The organism is Nonomuraea sp. NPDC003804 (genome assembly GCF_040610675.1).
GTDB lineage: Bacteria > Actinomycetota > Actinomycetes > Streptosporangiales > Streptosporangiaceae > Nonomuraea.
Genome location: NZ_JBEXMT010000010.1, coordinates 198,694 through 214,452, shown reverse-complemented (window position 1 = coordinate 214,452; position 15,759 = coordinate 198,694). Strand labels below are relative to the sequence as shown.

The 15,759-nt window shown below is 68.8% G+C and carries 14 protein-coding genes and 1 riboswitch; of the genes, 4 read left to right on the top strand and 10 right to left on the bottom strand.

Features of this window, described 5'->3' with window-relative positions:
• Positions 1–5: 5 nt before the first annotated feature.
• A complete protein-coding gene (locus ABZX22_RS16640; protein ID WP_354909419.1) occupies positions 6–689 on the bottom strand; it encodes a hypothetical protein in 684 nt (227 codons plus the stop codon).
• A 68-nt stretch (positions 690–757) separates the two neighbouring features.
• On the opposite strand from ABZX22_RS16640, the gene ABZX22_RS16635 reads away from it, so the two are divergent.
• A complete protein-coding gene (locus ABZX22_RS16635; RefSeq protein ID WP_354909417.1) occupies positions 758–1,624 on the top strand; it encodes an A/G-specific adenine glycosylase in 867 nt (288 codons plus the stop codon).
• Positions 1,625–1,891: 267 nt separating this feature from the next.
• On the opposite strand, the gene ABZX22_RS16630 is transcribed toward ABZX22_RS16635, so the two are convergent.
• From ABZX22_RS16630 to ABZX22_RS16605, 6 genes are all read right to left on the bottom strand, one after another.
• On the bottom strand, positions 1,892–2,821 hold the full coding sequence (locus ABZX22_RS16630; RefSeq protein WP_354909415.1) for a TIM barrel protein: 930 nt from the start codon (positions 2,819–2,821) through the stop codon (positions 1,892–1,894).
• Between the two features lie 1,101 nt (positions 2,822–3,922).
• Positions 3,923–6,424, bottom strand: coding sequence for an ATP-dependent Clp protease ATP-binding subunit (locus ABZX22_RS16625; RefSeq protein ID WP_354909412.1), 2,502 nt, complete (start codon positions 6,422–6,424; stop codon positions 3,923–3,925).
• 300 nt (positions 6,425–6,724) lie between these two features.
• Positions 6,725–7,057 (bottom strand): Lsr2 family protein, encoded by a 333-nt coding sequence (locus tag ABZX22_RS16620; RefSeq protein WP_354909410.1) that lies wholly within the window; start codon positions 7,055–7,057, stop codon positions 6,725–6,727.
• Between the two features lie 386 nt (positions 7,058–7,443).
• A complete protein-coding gene (locus tag ABZX22_RS16615) occupies positions 7,444–7,941 on the bottom strand; it encodes an RDD family protein (protein WP_354909408.1) in 498 nt (165 codons plus the stop codon).
• Between the two features lie 97 nt (positions 7,942–8,038).
• Positions 8,039–9,514 (bottom strand): RDD family protein, encoded by a 1,476-nt coding sequence (locus ABZX22_RS16610; protein ID WP_354909407.1) that lies wholly within the window; start codon positions 9,512–9,514, stop codon positions 8,039–8,041.
• Positions 9,515–9,600: 86 nt separating this feature from the next.
• On the bottom strand, positions 9,601–10,170 hold the full coding sequence (locus tag ABZX22_RS16605) for an amino-acid N-acetyltransferase (RefSeq protein ID WP_354909405.1): 570 nt from the start codon (positions 10,168–10,170) through the stop codon (positions 9,601–9,603).
• Between the two features lie 276 nt (positions 10,171–10,446).
• A riboswitch (cyclic di-AMP (ydaO/yuaA leader) is annotated at positions 10,447–10,597 on the top strand.
• A 5-nt stretch (positions 10,598–10,602) separates the two neighbouring features.
• Here ABZX22_RS16605 and ABZX22_RS16600 point away from each other — a divergent pair.
• Positions 10,603–11,646 (top strand): NlpC/P60 family protein, encoded by a 1,044-nt coding sequence (locus tag ABZX22_RS16600; protein ID WP_354909402.1) that lies wholly within the window; start codon positions 10,603–10,605, stop codon positions 11,644–11,646.
• Here the strand turns inward: ABZX22_RS16600 and ABZX22_RS16595 are convergent.
• Complete coding sequence (locus ABZX22_RS16595) at positions 11,643–11,858, bottom strand: LuxR C-terminal-related transcriptional regulator (protein ID WP_354909400.1); 216 nt, start codon at positions 11,856–11,858, stop codon at positions 11,643–11,645. The two genes, ABZX22_RS16600 and ABZX22_RS16595, sit on opposite strands and share 4 nt — an antisense overlap.
• A 225-nt stretch (positions 11,859–12,083) precedes the next feature.
• The gene (locus ABZX22_RS16590; protein ID WP_354909399.1) at positions 12,084–12,500 is read right to left on the bottom strand and encodes a helix-turn-helix domain-containing protein; all 417 of its coding nucleotides are present in this window, start codon (positions 12,498–12,500) and stop codon (positions 12,084–12,086) included.
• A gap of 78 nt (positions 12,501–12,578) precedes the next feature.
• On the opposite strand from ABZX22_RS16590, the gene ABZX22_RS16585 reads away from it, so the two are divergent.
• A complete protein-coding gene (locus ABZX22_RS16585; protein ID WP_354909397.1) occupies positions 12,579–13,508 on the top strand; it encodes an NADP-dependent oxidoreductase in 930 nt (309 codons plus the stop codon).
• A 105-nt stretch (positions 13,509–13,613) separates the two neighbouring features.
• On the opposite strand, the gene lysX is transcribed toward ABZX22_RS16585, so the two are convergent.
• Entirely contained in the window at positions 13,614–15,095 is a 1,482-nt protein-coding gene (lysX, locus tag ABZX22_RS16580; RefSeq protein WP_354909395.1) for a bifunctional lysylphosphatidylglycerol synthetase/lysine--tRNA ligase LysX, read from the bottom strand.
• Positions 15,096–15,238: 143 nt separating this feature from the next.
• On the opposite strand from lysX, the gene ABZX22_RS16575 reads away from it, so the two are divergent.
• Positions 15,239–15,727: a hypothetical protein gene (locus tag ABZX22_RS16575; RefSeq protein WP_354909393.1), complete on the top strand. Its 489-nt coding sequence runs from the start codon at positions 15,239–15,241 to the stop codon at positions 15,725–15,727.
• Positions 15,728–15,759: the final 32 nt, after the last annotated feature.

Here is a 15,759-nt window from a genome sequence, read left to right as displayed (position 1 = left end):
CCGCCCTAGCGGAGGTGGAAGACCGCCTTCGGGCTGCGCAGGCCACCCTTTCGCACCACCGCGACGTACGTGCCGGGCAGCGCGCCGGCCCGCGTGCCCGAGCAGTCGACGCCCGAGCGGCGCCGGTCCCATTCCAGGCTGTGGACGTACGGGATGCCGCGCTCCAGCTTGCGGACCTCGACGCCTTCGCCGCTCACGCAGTCGGCCGTCGACCACACCCGGTCGTTGCCCGACGTGATGCGGATCTCCATCGCCCGCGGCCCCACGTCCGCGGTGCACATGACCGGGCCGGTGTTCACCAGGGTGAGCATGAAGGTGGGACGAGCCTGCGCCGGATAGACCTCCTGCCGCTGCTCCAGGTTGAGGACCAGGTCCTTCTCCTCGCACGGCAGGCCCGCCCTGCGCACCGGCGGTGCCGGGGTGGGCTTGGGCGAGGGTGCGGCGGAGGGCGTCACACGGGTCTTCGACGGCTGCGGCGTCGGCGTGGCCGTCACGGAGGGCAATCCCGCCAGAACCTGCTCCACCCCGGGCTGCGAGGGCTTCCCGGCGTTCGACGCGTGCTCGGGCCCACCCGTGGCCGAACACGCCCACGCCACGAAGGCCACCACGACCAGCACCCCGACGAGTACGGTCATGCGCCGCCGCCAGTAGACATCCCCAGGGACGCCGCGCAGGGTATCCGGTTCCATACCCCCAGAATGCTGAAGCCGCCGTGCACGCAGGGTGACGACACGCCGTAACCCACTAGTCTGAGCGGGTGGCCGACCCGAACCTCCTACGAGAGCCGATTCTCGACTGGTACGCCGACAATGCCCGCGATCTCCCCTGGCGCCGCCAGGACGCCACCCCCTGGGGCATCCTGGTCAGCGAGATCATGCTCCAGCAGACGCCCGTCGTGCGCGTCCTGCCGGCGTGGCAGCAGTGGATGGAGCGCTGGCCCACCCCCGCCGACCTCGCGGCGGAACCCCCCGGCGAGGCCGTACGCCACTGGGGCCGCCTCGGCTACCCGCGCCGGGCGCTGCGCCTGCACGCCTGCGCCAGGGCGATCACCACGGAGCACGGCGGATCGGTGCCGTCCGACCACGCGACGCTGCTCTCGCTGCCCGGCATCGGCGAGTACACCGCCGCCGCCGTGGCGAGCTTCGCCTTCGGCGGCAGCCATCCGGTGCTCGACACCAACGTCCGCCGCGTGCTGGGCAGGGCCGTCCGCGCTGAGGAGTACCCGCCGGCCGCCACCACCGCCGCCGAACGCCGCCTCGCCCAGGACCTCCTCCCCGCCGTGGGCGCGCCCGTCTGGGGCGTGGCGGTCATGGAGCTCGGCGCCCTGGTCTGTACGGCCCGCGGCCCCCAGTGCGAGCGCTGCCCGATCATCACGCAGTGCGCCTGGCGGCTCGCCGGGAAGCCGCCCGGCCAGGCACGCAAGGGGCAGACCTACGAGGGCACCGACCGGCAGTGCAGAGGCCGTCTCCTGGCGGTGTTGCGCGCGGCGCACGGGCCGGTGCCCAAGGCGGCGCTCGACGCGGTATGGGACGAGCCGGTCCAGCGGGAGCGGGCGCTCGACGGCCTGATCACCGACGGCCTGGCCGAGGTCCTGGACGACGGAACCTACCGCCTGCCCACCTGACCCGCCCGGGGTACGCCCCCGCCTCGGGCCCAGGGCCCGGTTCAAGCCTGGACCCGCCGTCCTGGGGTCGGTGTCCGAAACCGCCGCCCGCCATCCCGGGGTCAGCGTTCCTGGGCCGCCCGCCGCCCTGGGGTCGGCGTTCCTGGGCCGCCCGCCATCCCGGGGTCAGCGTTCCCGAGCCGCCGCCCGCCGCCTTGGGGTCGGCGTTCCTGGGCCGCCCGCCGTCCCGGGGTCGGCGTTTCCAGGGCGCGGTGGAAAGGAGAGAGGTCAGGCGGCGAGCTGGAGGCCCAGCGAGGTGAGGTTCGTGCGGGCCCAGTCGAGTTCCTCGGCCAGCATCGACACCAGCGCCCCCGGCCCCTTGGCACGTCCCGGCACCGCCAGGTTGTGCGTCTCAACCTCGATGTGCGCCGTGCCGTTGACCGCGCCCGACAGGATCGCCGTCAACGTGTCGTGCAGAACCGCGCCCGTGTCGGTGTGGTTGTGCACGTGCCCCAGCTTGACCACCGGCGCTCCGACCTCGGCGAGCCCGCGCAGCGCGGCGCCGGGCTCCTCGCCGCCGCCGCAGGCCAGGTGGCAGGCGTCGAGGCAGACGCCGAGATGCTCGGAGTCGATGCCGCCCACCCGCTCGACGGCCTGCTCGGTCGTCTCGAGGACGCATCCCGGCCACGGCTCGAACCCCACGCGGATCGTCTTGCCCGTGACGCTGTGGATGCCGCGCAGCTCGCGGGCCAGCCGCTCCAGCCGGCGCGTCGCGATGGCGTGCAGGTCGGCGGGCCAGTCACGGCGCCAGCCGATCGGGATGGTGGAGATGCTGCCGAACCGCACGTCCTCCGGCAGGAGGAAGGCGAGGATCTTGGCGAGCGCCATCGTGTAGCGGTAGCGCTCGGGCTTGGCCCAGTCGGGACCCGGCACGTCCTGGTTGCGGCCGCCGGTGCCGTTGAGGCTGACCACCTCGAGACCGCGTTCCTCGAGGGAGCGGCGCAGCCGTACCAGCTCGATGCGGTCGGCGATCAGATGGTCGGCCACGGTGGGCGACAGCCACAGCCCGACGCCCATCCGGTCGACGCCCAGGCGCTTGCGCACCGGGACGGCGTAGCGGGTCAGGTGGGCGATGAGGTTCTCGAGGTCCTCCGCGGGGTGCACGCCGGCGTTGTACGCCAAGTGAACGAGCGTTCCGTCGTCGTGACGCAGGCGCATCGGCTTCCTCCACGGCTTGCACTGGGTGTTGTGTCCGTCGCTCGGACGTGTGCCGAGCTTGCCCGCCGGACCGGGGCCTCCGCGTCCGCCCTGAGTTGACTTCCGACTACGCCTCAGGGATGAGCCCCAACCTAGGGACGCCTTCTTGTGGGTCACTTGTGCGGGACTTGGCGTGCTTTGCTCTACGGATTGTAGTACTACTTCTCGTGGCGGTATAGCCGAACCCAACCTGGAGTCACCAATCTGACATCAAACCGATGCCCACCCCAGTAACGCGACCCATCCCCGCCCGCCCCCGTCCGGCGCGCCCTCTCCGCCCCCCGTTCGACAAGCCGGCCCACCGCCCCGCACACTCTCCGCCCTCTTCCCGGCACGGCAAGCCGGTCTGCCGCCCCGCAGCCTCTCCCTCCCTGTACGGCAAGCCGGTCTGCCGCCCCCGCGGTCACGGGGTCCCGCCCGTCGCAGGCGCGCCGCCCAGCAGGACTTCGCTCCCCTCCCCAACGGACGGGAGTGATAACCCGCACACCCCAGGCTCGGGCACTCCATCACTGCGGCAGGCGTCGGAAAACTTCCCGCCGCCGGGGCAGGTGTCGGAAACTCCCACCCTAGGCAGGCGTCGGGCACCCCCAATCCCCTGCGACAGACGCCGGGAACCCCCCACCGCTGCGGCAGGCGTCGGGCACCCTCAACCCCTTGAGACAGACCCCGGGAATTCCCCCAGGCTCGGGCACTCCATCGCTGGGCGCAGGCGTCGGACCGGCGCGGGGAGAGCGAACGGTCGGCACGACGGAGAACCTCGGGGAGAAACGTCCGCAGGGTGGAAGGAATGGCGCCCCCAGAGACCGCCGCCCGGGAGACCGCCCTCGAGAGGTCGCCGACGGGGAGGCCGCCCCGAGAACCCGCCTAAGAAACCGCCGACGAGAACCCGCCGCCCGAGAGACCGCCCCGAGAGACCGCCGCCCAAGACCGCCGCCCAAGAACCCGCCGCCCGAGAGACCGCCCCGAGAGACCGCCGACCGAGAGGCAGGCCGGGGCGGCGGCGGCTGAACACGCAGCAGGGCCCGCGTGGGTATCCCACGCGGGCCCTGGCAAACCCAGCGCTTAGTTCTGGATCGGCTCCGCGATCGCGGCCGCCGAGTCGGGAACGCGCGAGGCGGTCTCGCCGACGAAGACGAACTTGGCGTTGTCGCCCTCGCCCTCGATGTCGACCTTGATCACCTGGCCGGGACGCAGCTCGCCGTACAGGATCTTCTCCGACAGGGAGTCCTCCAGCTCGCGCTGGATCGTACGACGGAGCGGACGGGCGCCCATCACCGGGTCGTAGCCGCGGTCGGCCAGCAGCTGCTTGGCGGCGGGCGAGACCTCGAGCCCCATGTCGCGGTCCTTCAGCCGCTCGCTCACCTGGGCGAGCATCAGATCGACGATCTGGATGATCTCCTTCGGCGTGAGCTGGTGGAAGACCACGATGTCGTCGACACGGTTGAGGAACTCGGGCCGGAAGTGCTGCTTGAGCTCCTCCTGGACCTTCGACTTCATCCGGTCGTAGTTGGACTCGGCGTCGTTGGACTTCGCGAACCCGACCCCGATGCCCTTGGAGATGTCGCGGGTGCCGAGGTTGGTGGTCATGATGATGACCGTGTTCTTGAAGTCGACCACCCGGCCCTGGGCGTCGGTCAGGCGACCGTCTTCCAGGATCTGCAGCAGCGAGTTGAAGATGTCGGGGTGGGCCTTCTCGATCTCGTCGAACAGGACCACGGAGAACGGCTTGCGCCGCACCTTCTCGGTCAGCTGGCCGCCCTCTTCGTACCCGACGTAGCCGGGCGGGGAGCCGAACAGCCTGGAGACGGTGTGCTTCTCCATGAACTCCGACATGTCCAGCATGATCAGAGCGTCTTCGTCGCCGAAGAGGAACTCCGCCAGAGCCTTGGACAGCTCGGTCTTACCGACGCCCGAGGGGCCGGCGAAGATGAACGAGCCGCCGGGACGGCGCGGGTCCTTCAGACCGGCGCGGGTACGCCGGATGGACCGCGACAGGCCCTTGATGGCGTCGTCCTGGCCGATGATCCGCTTGTGGAGTTCGTCCTCCATGCGGAGCAGGCGCTGCGACTCCTCCTCGGTCAGCTTGAAGACCGGGATGCCGGTGGCGGTGGCCAGGACCTCGGCGATGAGCTCCTGGGTGACCTCGGCCACGACGTCCATGTCGCCGGCCTTCCACTCCTTCTCCCTGCGCTCGCGCTTGAGCTGGAGCTGCTTCTCCTGGTCGCGGAGGGCAGCCGCCTTCTCGAAGTCCTGCGCGTCGATCGCGGACTCCTTGTCGCGGCGGACGTTGGCGATCTTCTCGTCGTACTCGCGCAGGTCCGGCGGAGCGGTCATCCTGCGGATGCGCATCCGGGAACCGGCCTCGTCGATGAGGTCGATCGCCTTGTCGGGAAGGTAGCGGTCGCTGATGTAGCGGTCGGCCAGCTGCGCGGCGGCGACCAGCGCGTCGTCGGTGATCGACACGCGGTGGTGCGCCTCGTAGCGGTCGCGCAGACCCTTCAGGATCTCGATCGTGTGGCTGAGCGACGGCTCGGCCACCTGGATCGGCTGGAAGCGGCGCTCCAGCGCGGCGTCCTTCTCGAGGTACTTGCGGTACTCGTCGAGCGTGGTGGCGCCGATGGTCTGCAGCTCGCCGCGGGCCAGCATCGGCTTGAGGATGCTGGCGGCGTCGATCGCGCCCTCGGCGGCGCCCGCGCCCACGAGCGTGTGCAGCTCGTCGATGAACAGGATGATGTCGCCTCGGGTGCGGATCTCCTTGAGCACCTTCTTCAGGCGCTCTTCGAAGTCACCGCGGTAGCGGGAGCCGGCCACGAGCGCGCCCAGGTCAAGCGTGTAGAGCTGCTTGTCCTTCAGCGTCTCGGGCACCTCACCCTTGACGATCTTCTGTGACAGGCCCTCGACGACGGCGGTCTTGCCGACGCCGGGCTCGCCGATGAGAACGGGGTTGTTCTTGGTCCTCCTGGAGAGGACCTGCATGACCCGCTCGATCTCCTTCTCACGGCCGATGACCGGATCCAGCTTGCCCTCGCGGGCCGCCTGGGTCAGGTTGCGGCCGAACTGGTCGAGCACCAGGGACGTGGACGGCGCGGACTCCTGCGGGCCACCCGCGGCGGCCGGCTCCTTGCCCTGGTAGCCGTGGAGCAGCTGGATGACCTGCTGCCGCACACGGTTGAGATCGGCTCCAAGCTTGACCAGCACCTGGGCAGCCACACCCTCACCCTCGCGGATGAGCCCGAGCAGGATGTGCTCGGTGCCGATGTAGTTGTGGCCCAGCTGCAAAGCCTCACGGAGCGACAGCTCAAGAACCTTCTTGGCCCGCGGGGTGAACGGAATGTGCCCCGACGGAGCCGATTGGCCCTGGCCGATGATCTCCTCGACCTGCTGGCGCACACCCTCAAGGCTGATGCCGAGGCTCTCCAGAGCCTTGGCGGCTACGCCCTCACCTTCATGGATCAAGCCAAGAAGAATGTGCTCAGTGCCGATGTAGTTGTGGTTGAGCATCCTGGCCTCTTCTTGGGCCAAGACGACAACCCGCCTCGCTCGGTCGGTGAACCTCTCGAACATCTCGTCGCTCCTCACAGAGCGGTCAGTCAGGCCGGTAAATCCGGTCCCGTCCTCCCGCATGCTAGCCCTGGCTCGGCGAACCGCTGACACGCTCTATAGCAGAGACGTTCCCCGAGAGCAGGGCGTTCACCCTCCATCCAACTACCTACAGGGGGTGCTGTGTTCCCGATACGCCGCAAGCGAACGACGTTTAGAGCATGAGCCACCGGCCGCACGACATGCCCGGTTTTCACCGGCAAACACGATCATGCGCTTATGGCGATCTCCGGGGTTCTAGGCGATCGGCATAAGCGCATGATGTCAGTGGGCTTGTTCGTACTTCTCCACGATCGCGGAGGAGATGCGGCCGCGCTCGCTGACCTGGAGGCCGTGGGCCTTGGCCCACTGCCGAATCTCGGAGCTCTTCTCACGGCTCATGGAACGTGCTCCGCCACGCACCCGGCGACGGGCCGCAACGGCACCCGACTTGCGGGCGGACGTCACGAAAGGCGACAGCGCGTCCCGCAGCTTCTTGGCGTTAACGTCGCTGAGGTCAATCTCATACGACGCGCCGTCAATGGCGAAGCTGACCGTCTCATTGGCCTCGCCCCCATCGAGGTCATCGATGAGAATCTCCTGGATCTGCTTGGCCATCTACGGAATCCTTTCCCGGCGCATTGTTTCATTCGCGTGCCAAACATATACCCGGAAAGGCGACGAGACAATTCAGCGCTTCGCGGATTCCCTGACTCCCGGGTCAGTTCGGTCCCCGGACGGACCCGTCCTGTTTGGACGGCGCCCGACGGCTGCATTCCGCCCCACGCCGCCTCATGGGGTTTGTGGGAGACGCGCCCTTTATGCACGTGCCGCCCTGCGACGGACGGGACAGCTGTTGTCGACTCTCCGCCCCGACGATAGCGCCAAAGGGAGCGCCACCTGGCGGGGTGTGTGCCACCTAGCCTAATGCCAGTCTCTCCAGAGTTCTTACCCGATCGCCCGGAAAATCCTGAAAAATCGGCGTCTGGGGGCAGATGCACACTTCAGCGAGGGTCTTTGATCACCAACGAACCCGCCCACCGGTCGTGCAACCCCTGCTGGAGGGGCTTGTCGATCAAGATAGACAGTCCGACGGCGAACACCAGGATTCCGACAACGACATTGGCGCCAGGAATCCCCGCGAGCGCGATCGGCCCGGGATAGAGCAGCGCGCGTTTCGCCAGATCCTCCGGCCCCAGCCGCCGCCCCGGGGCAGGCGCCAGCCTTATCTTCATGATCGCCTTCCCGAAGGTACGGCGCCGCCGGTAATGGACCAGGCAGTCATAGCCCGCATAACCCAGCCCCACGGCCAGCCAGGCCAACAACCTCGGCAACCGGTCGCCATACACCTCAAGCAGGCCGACAGTCCGCAACAAACCCCAGGCCGTGATGAACAGAATGTAATAGAGAACCCCGACGACGAGAGCCTCAATGCTTCGCGCGACGAGCCGTTCCCACCAATCGGCCGGTACGGCCGGCACTCCTGGCGGCGGCGCGACCATAAGCCCCATTCTGTACGCCGGCCGGCCGCGATTACAGTGCCAGGGACGCGAAAACGGGGGCCGGCGCGACGCCGGTCCCCGTTTTTTCGGTATCCGCTTACTTGATCTTCACGACCACGGTGCCGGCGAACTTGTCGGCGAAGGTCTGCTGCAGCGGCTTGTCCCAGAGGTGGGAGGCGCCGTTGACGCCGATCGCGGCGAAGGCCAGCAGGCCACCGAGGATCGGGATGGCGTTGAGGATCACGCCGCCCCAGGTGATGCCGGCCCGCTTGATGGCGGAGTCGCTCTCCAGACCGCCGGGGGGCAGCGAGCCGCCGACCGGGACGATCTTGATGCCCATGATCATCTTGCCGACCGTCTGCCCCTTGGACTTGGTCAGCAGGAACTCGTAGCCCACGTAGAACAGCGCCGCGAGGACAGCGAGGATCGCCGCGAGGACGAGCGGGTTCATGCCGGTGAACGTGCCGGTGGCGAGGTCGTAGCTCGGGCCCGCGACCATGAACAGGACCGTGCTCACGATGACCCAGAAGACCCCGAAGATCACGCCGTCGACGATGCGGGCGACCAGGCGCTGCCACCACTCGGCGAGCGGGGCGGGTGCGCCGGGCGGCTGCAGTCCGGCCGGCGCGCCGTACGGCTGGCCGTAGCCGGGCTGGCCGTAGGCGGGCGGCTGCTGCTGGCCGTAACCGGGCTGGTAGGGCTGCTGCTGGCCGTAGGGCGAGGACTGGCCGTAGCCGGGCTGCGACTGGCCCTGCTGGCCGTAGCCCTGCTGACCGTAGCCGGGCTGCTGGCCGTAACCGGGCTGCTGACCCGAGGAGGGCTGGCCGTAGCCAGGCTGCTGGCCGGACGCCGGCTGGCCGTACCCGGGCTGCTGCTGGCCATAGCCGGGCTGCCCGTACTCCGGCTGCTGGCCGTACTCCGGCTGCTGGCCCGAGGAGCCGTGCTGCTGGCCGTAGCCCTGCTGCCCGTACTCGGGCTGCTGGCCGGAGGAGGCCTGCTGCTGACCGTAGCCCTGCTGGCCGTACTCGGGCTGCTGGCCCGAGGCGTACTGCTGGCCGTAGCCCTGCTGACCGTACTCGGGCTGCTGGCCCGAGGCGGCCTGCTGGCCGTAACCGGGCTGGCCGTACTGCTGGCCGTAGCCCTGCTGACCATAAGGCTGCTGGCCGGAAGCGGGGGGCTGCTGGCCGTAGCCCTGCTGACCCGAGGAGGGCTGGCCGTAGCCGGGCTGCTGGCCGGACGCGGGCTGGCCGTAGCCCTGCTGTCCATAGCCGGGCTGCTGCTGGCCGTAGCCCTGCTGGCCCGAGGAAGGCTGGCCGTAGCCGGGCTGCTGCTGGCCGTAGCCCTGCTGACCGTAGCCCTGCTGGCCGTAACCGGGCTGCTGGCCGTAGCCCTGCTGGCCATAGGCCTGGTCGGGCTGGCCCTGTGACGGTTGACCGTAGCCGCCGCCCTCATGGCGATAGCCGACGATCGTCACGTCAGGATCCGGCTGCTCGCCAGGGCGTCCTGCGTTCTGCTGACCGTATCCGGAATTGTCGTCAGGTTGGTCCGGGTACGGCGGCTGTCCGGTGCTCACCGTGTCACCTCGCTTCGATGGCGCATGTGGCACATGTCAGGACACATGCTTGCTGTTGCCCAACGTATCGACATGAGTATCAACAATCACCTTTCCTCTTGGTCAACGCCGTAGTCAACTGCGTCCAGATGAAGCAGCATCCTGGTGTTGCCAAGGGTGTTGGGCTTGACGTGCTCGAGGTCCAGAAACTCGGCCACACCCTCGTCGTAGGAGGCCAGCAGCTCGGCGTAGACCTCGGGTGATACCGGCGTTCCCTGGATGGGCACGAAGCCGTGTCGGGCGAAGAAGTCGACCTCGAACGTCAGACAGAAGACCCGGCGAAGGCCCAGGTCGCGAGCCGTTCTCACGAGCGCGGTAACAATACGGTGACCGACGCCTGAACCTTTGGCCGCGGGATCGACGGCGACCGTGCGAATTTCGGCGAGGTCCTCCCACAGCACATGGAGCGCGCCACAGCCGACCACCTGGCCGCCGCGCTCGGCGACCCAGAACTCCTGGACGTCCTCGTACAGCGTGACCGTGGCTTTTTCGAGAAGCTTGCGGCCCGCCCCCGCGTAGATGTCGACCAGGCGCTTGATCGACCTGACGTCCGGCGTGCGGGCGCGCCGTACGACGATCTCGGTGTCCTGCATTGGGCGCTCGACGACCTGCTCCATGGCCCTTCAGCGTACCGAGCTTGTTTCGGCCCATCCCTAACTACCATCACATGACCTCACGTAGTGAGGCGAGCACGCTCCGCATCGGCGCACGACATGCCCGACAAATCTCTGCCAATCCGGGCAAAGGGCACGCAATGCCCTGGTTGATCAGGCTTTTACGTGACCCGCCCGTGATCCTTTGTTTGCGCATCCTCTACTGGATCCGTAGTTCTGGTTGAGCACGAACCTGGCTTGCACTAGTGTCCAGCGACGATGTCACCCACGCAGCCAGGCGTGGGTGACGCGCCTAATCCCCCACCACGGGGAGCCGGGGACCCGCCGGCGGACCACCGACCGCCACAGGGGTGAGTCCGAGTCCGTGCTCGGTAGGGCTGCTCCGGCCCGAACCCGTCAGCTAACCCGGTCGGCGGCTACGAGAGGAGCTGGTTGGTGAAGCGCAGGCGCACTCACGAGGGGAAGTCCGCGGGCAAGCACGCCCGCCCCCACGAACCGGGCTCCCCCAGGAAGCGGTTCGCCGTCGTGAGCGCCGCGATGGCCGTCCTCGCCCTCGCCATGCCGCTGAGCCCGGCCGCCGCCGACCCCAAGCCGACGCTCAAGGAGCTCGCCGAGCGCGTCGAGAAGATGCACAACGACATCGAGACGCTCACCGAGCAGTACAACGGGCAGCGCGAGAAGCTCAAGGGCGTCAAGAAGTCCGCCGAGACCGCCAAGAAGGTCCTGGCCACCAGCGAGGCCGATCTGGCCGCCAAGCGCGCCCGAGCCACGCTCGTGGCCGAGAGCACCTACATGTACGGCGGCCTCGCCGACGGCCTGGCCTTCACCTCGTCGGCCGACCCCGACTCCTTCCTCGACGCCGCCGCCACCTCCTACGCCCTCGGCCAGCAGCAGGGCCAGGAGGTCAAGGAGCTCGCCGAGTCCATCGCCGCCGCCGAGAAGGCGAGGTCGACCGCCAAGACACGCCTGGCCGAGGTCCAGAAACTCGTCAACGACCTCGGCAGCAAGCGCGACAAGATCACCTCGATGGTCGCCAAGACCGAGAGCAGCCTGTTCCGGCGCGCCCTGGGCGAGGCGGGACGGCCGGGCACCCGCGCCAGCAGGGTCAACCTGCCCATCATCGGCAGCGGCAAGGCCGCGCAGGCCGCCCGCTGGGCGCTGACCCAGCAGCTCAAGCCGTACGTGTGGGGCGCCGAGGGGCCGAGCTCCTTCGACTGCTCGGGCCTGGTCATGGCCGCCTACCAGCAGGTGGGCATCAGCCTGCCGCACTACACCGGCGACCAGTGGACGGCCGGCACCCACATCTCGCGCGAGCAGCTACGCCCCGGCGACCTGGTCTTCTTCTACAACGACCTGCACCATGTGGGCATCTACATCGGCGGCGGGATGATGGTGCACGCGCCCCGCACGGGTGACGTCGTCCGGGTCGCCGCGATCGCCAACAGGCCGTTCGCGGGAGCCGTACGGATCGCCGACTAGATCAGTCGTCGGCGCGCGGCCCAGGCCACGGCCTCGATGGCCGTGGCGACGCCGATCCTGTCGCAGATGACGCGCAGGCGGCGGCGGACCGTGCGGCCGCTGATCTCCAGCGTTCTGCCCACGCGGTCGACCGTGACACCCTTGGCCAACTCCGCGAGGAGATCCAGGTCGTCCTGGCTCAACACGACTCCGTCGTCGGTGAGCACATCCATCGGGAGCCCTCCCCCCAACAGCACAACTCGGCGACGTCTCGGCTCGAGCACCGCTGCTCATCCCGCAGACGGTAAACGCATACTCGAAAGGTCGTCAAGGTTGATTCCACGAAGCGCTTGACGGCGACTATTGACTTGATCGTTTCTATATGAAGAACTCGCGCGGCATACGGCGCGAAGATCAGGCCACAACCGGCCGACCGCAATGCGCTCTTATCCTGAATTTCACGCCGATTTTTCAGCGGCCTGCCCGGCGTCATAGCGTTCGCGGGCAAGCTCGACATCCTCGATGTGACACTCCGCCCATTCCTTGATCGCGGCCATGAGTGGGAGCAGGCTCGTTCCGAGTGGCGTGAGCTCATAATCCACGCGCACCGGCACCGAGGCGGTCACCGTTCTGAAGACGAGCCCGTCCCTTTCCAGCCCGCGAAGCGTCTGCGTCAGCATCTTCTGGCTCACGCCCGCGACCGTCCTGGCCAGGTCGCTGTATCGCATCGAGCCGCCGGCCAGGGCGGTGAGTATCAGGCTGACCCATTTGTCGCTGAGGGTGTCCAGCAGCTTCCTCGAGGGGCACTGCGCGACGTACGCGTCGTACTCCTGCTTGGCCGCGGCACGGCGCGCGGCCGCCGTCGTGGTCGCCATGCGAGCTCCTCCGGGTGGCTTACGCACTTCCAGGTACCTTCTTACCAGAAGAGAGCTTCTCTCCCTAGGGTCGTCCGCATGACAACCATGCGTGCGCTCATCGGCGGTTCCGGCTCTCCCGAGCTCATCGAGGCCCCGACTCCCCAGGCGGGCCGGGGCCAGGTCCGGATCAAGGTCGCCGCCGCCGGCCTGAACCCGTTCGACCTCGCGGTCGCCTCAGGTTCGCTCAGCGACTACGGCGTCGCCCGCGAGCTCGACTCCTACGGCCTCGGCTTCGACGCCGCGGGCGCCGTCGACCAGGTGGGTGAAGGCGTCGCCATCGCCCCCGGGCAAGAGGTGATCGCCCTGGTCGGCCGGCTCGAACTGCCGACCAAGGCCCAGGCGGACCACGTGGTGGTCGACGCTTCGGCGGTCGCACCCGCTCCGGCGGGGTTGTCCCCGGTCGAGGCCGCCACCCTGCCGCTCAACACGCTGACCGCGTGGCAGGCGCTCGACCGGGCGAACCTGAGCCAGGGCCGGACCGTCCTGGTCACGGGGGCCGCGGGCGCCGTCGGCGGGTTCGCGGTGGAGCTGGCGGCGGCCCGCGGCCTGCGGGTGGTGGCCGCGGCGGGAGGCGACGACGAGGAACTGGTCCGGGGGTTCGGCGCCGAGTGGTTCGTCCCGCGCGGGGAGGATCTGGGCGAGGCGGTCAGGAAGCGGGTGCCAGGCGGGGTGGACGCCGTGATCGACGCCGCCGTGACCGGCCTGGCGGGACTGAACGCTCTCCGCGACGGGGGGACGTTCGTCACCCTGACGGCCGGCGTGGCACCGGTCGCGCTGCGGGGGACTGACGTGGCCACCGTGTTCTTCCGCGAGGAGCCGTTCCAGCTCGCCGAGATCGCCCGGCTGGCCGGGCTCGGCCGGCTGACCGCGAGGGTCGCCGGGACCTACCCGCTGGAGCAGGCCGGCGACGCCTACGCCCGCCTCGCCAAGGGCGGCCTGCGCGGTCGCCTGGTCCTCACCCTCTGACACCGCCACCCGACCGGGTACGGCCCGCCGAGCCGCCTCAGGACGCGACCGCCCCGATCGTCACCGGCGAGCCTGCCCGGCGGTGACGACCGGCGTGGACGCGGGTCAGCCGGTGGGCTTCACCAGCGGGAACAGGATCGTCTCCCGGATGTTCTTGCCGGTGAAGGCCATGATCATCCGGTCGATCCCGACCCCGACGCCACCCGTCGGCGGCATCGCGTACTCCAGCGCCTGCAGGAAGTCCTCGTCGAGCTGCATCGCCTCGGGGTCGCCGCCGGCCGCCAGCAGCGACTGCTCGGTGAGCCTGCGGCGCTGCTCGATCGGGTCGACCAGCTCGGAGTAGGCGGTGCCGAGCTCGGTGCCGAACCCGATCAGGTCCCACTTCTCGGTGAGCAGCGGGTTGTCGCGGTGCTGCCGGGTGAGGGGCGAGGTCTCCAGCGGGTAGTCCATGACGAACGTCGGCTGGACCAGCGTGTGCTCGACCAGCTCCTCGAAGAGCTCCTGGACGAGCTTGCCCTGGCCCCACTTCGCGTCCCAGTGGACGTGACGCTCGTCGGCGTACTTCCTGACCTGCTCGAGCGGGGTGTCGGTGGTGATCTCCTCGCCCAGCGCCGCGGAGACCGCGTCGTACAGCCTGACCCTCGGCCAGCGCGCGAGGCCGAGGTCGATCTCGACGCCGTCGTGCACGACCACGGTGGTGTCCAGCGCGGCCACGACCGCCCGCTGGTACATCCGCTGCGTGAGCTCGGCCATGTCGTTGTAGTCGAGGTAGGTGCCGTACGCCTCGAGCATCGTGAACTCGGGGTTGTGCGTGGAGTCCGCGCCCTCGTTGCGGAAGTTGCGGTTGATCTCGAAGACCTTCTCGATGCCGCCGACCACGAGCCGCTTCAGGTAGAGCTCGATCGCGATGCGGAGGTAGAGCTCCATGTCGTAGGCGTTGATGTGGGTCTTGAACGGCCGTGCCGCCGCGCCGCCGTGGATCGGCTGCAGCATGGGCGTCTCGACCTCGAGGTAGCCCTCCTCGTGCCAGAAGTCGCGCACCGCGCGGACCGTGGCGCTGCGGACGCGGGCCATCGAGCGCGCCTCGTCGTTGACGATGAGGTCGACGTAGCGCTGCCGTACCCGGGCCTCGGGGTCGGTGAGGCCGACGTGCTTCTCCGGCAGCGGGCGCAGGCACTTGGAGGTGATCTGCCAGCGGTCGGCGAGGATGGACAGCTCGCCGCGCCGGGAGGTGATGACCTCTCCCTCGATGCCGACGTGGTCGCCGAGGTCGACGTCGCGCTTCCAGGCCGCCAGCGACTCCTCTCCCACCTTGTCGAGGGAGATCATGACCTGCAGGTCGCCGCCGCCGTCACGCAGCGTGGCGAAACAGAGCTTCCCGCCGATGCGGTTGAGCATCACGCGCCCCGCGACGCCGACTTTGTCGCCGGTCGCGGTGTCAGGGTCGAGACCCTGGTACTTCTCCCTGATCTCGGCGTTGGTCGCCGTACGGGGGAAGGTCACCGGATAAGGATCGACGCCCTCGTCACGAAGGCGGTCGAGCTTCTCCCTCCGGATGCGCATCTGCTCGGGAAGTTCGTCGCTCACAACACCAAAGGGTACCGATATGGCGCAATACAAGAGTTCGTCAGCTCTTTGCAAAGGGAGTGCAAGGAGGCGGGGTTACCAATGACCCAGGAGCCCAGGGGGATCCGGCAGGGAGCCGGAACCGCGGGGCTCAAGGAGAGATCATGATGAAGAAGCTCGCGACAGGCTTCCTCGCAGTGGCCGCCACCGGCACACTCGCCCTGTCGCTCCCCGCCACCGCCAACGCCTCGACGACCTCCTCCACCACCGGCGCCTCCGACTACGACGACTACTGGGGCTCCTACTACGCCAAGTACGGCCTGGCCAAGGCCGGCGGCTGGATCGGCGTCGAGGGCGACTACGAGGACGGCAACTCCGTTCACGTCAAGGGACGGCTCTACGACCTCGACAACAGGACCTACAACCAGGGCGGCAAGTGCGCGTACGTGAAGTTCCAGGCGGCCGACGACGAGTACGACTGGTACCAGGTCTACTCGCGCTACTACTGCGGCTACCCGGGCTACAAGTCCTTCCAGTTCCACGAGGACGACGTCTACGCGATGCGCGTCAAGGTCTGCCAGTACGACCCGTCCACCCACCGCGTCAGCAAGTGCGGCAAGTGGTGGGACCTCTACGACGCCGAAGAGGTGTGAGAAACCGGATCGAAGGGCCCCTCCCGCGGGTG

Bases quoted from the DNA above. Each gene is read 5' to 3' on its own strand.
- ABZX22_RS16640 (WP_354909419.1), bottom strand. From the start codon at position 689: ATGGAACCGGATACCCTGCGCGGCGTCCCTGGGGATGTCTACTGGCGG.
- ABZX22_RS16630 (WP_354909415.1), bottom strand. From the start codon at position 2,821: ATGCGCCTGCGTCACGACGACGGAACGCTCGTTCACTTGGCGTACAAC.
- ABZX22_RS16625 (WP_354909412.1), bottom strand. From the start codon at position 6,424: ATGTTCGAGAGGTTCACCGACCGAGCGAGGCGGGTTGTCGTCTTGGCC.
- ABZX22_RS16620 (WP_354909410.1), bottom strand. From the start codon at position 7,057: ATGGCCAAGCAGATCCAGGAGATTCTCATCGATGACCTCGATGGGGGC.
- ABZX22_RS16615 (WP_354909408.1), bottom strand. From the start codon at position 7,941: ATGGTCGCGCCGCCGCCAGGAGTGCCGGCCGTACCGGCCGATTGGTGG.
- ABZX22_RS16605 (WP_354909405.1), bottom strand. From the start codon at position 10,170: ATGGAGCAGGTCGTCGAGCGCCCAATGCAGGACACCGAGATCGTCGTA.
- ABZX22_RS16595 (WP_354909400.1), bottom strand. From the start codon at position 11,858: ATGGATGTGCTCACCGACGACGGAGTCGTGTTGAGCCAGGACGACCTG.
- ABZX22_RS16590 (WP_354909399.1), bottom strand. From the start codon at position 12,500: ATGGCGACCACGACGGCGGCCGCGCGCCGTGCCGCGGCCAAGCAGGAG.
- ABZX22_RS16585 (WP_354909397.1), top strand. From the start codon at position 12,579: ATGACAACCATGCGTGCGCTCATCGGCGGTTCCGGCTCTCCCGAGCTC.
- ABZX22_RS16575 (WP_354909393.1), top strand. From the start codon at position 15,239: ATGATGAAGAAGCTCGCGACAGGCTTCCTCGCAGTGGCCGCCACCGGC.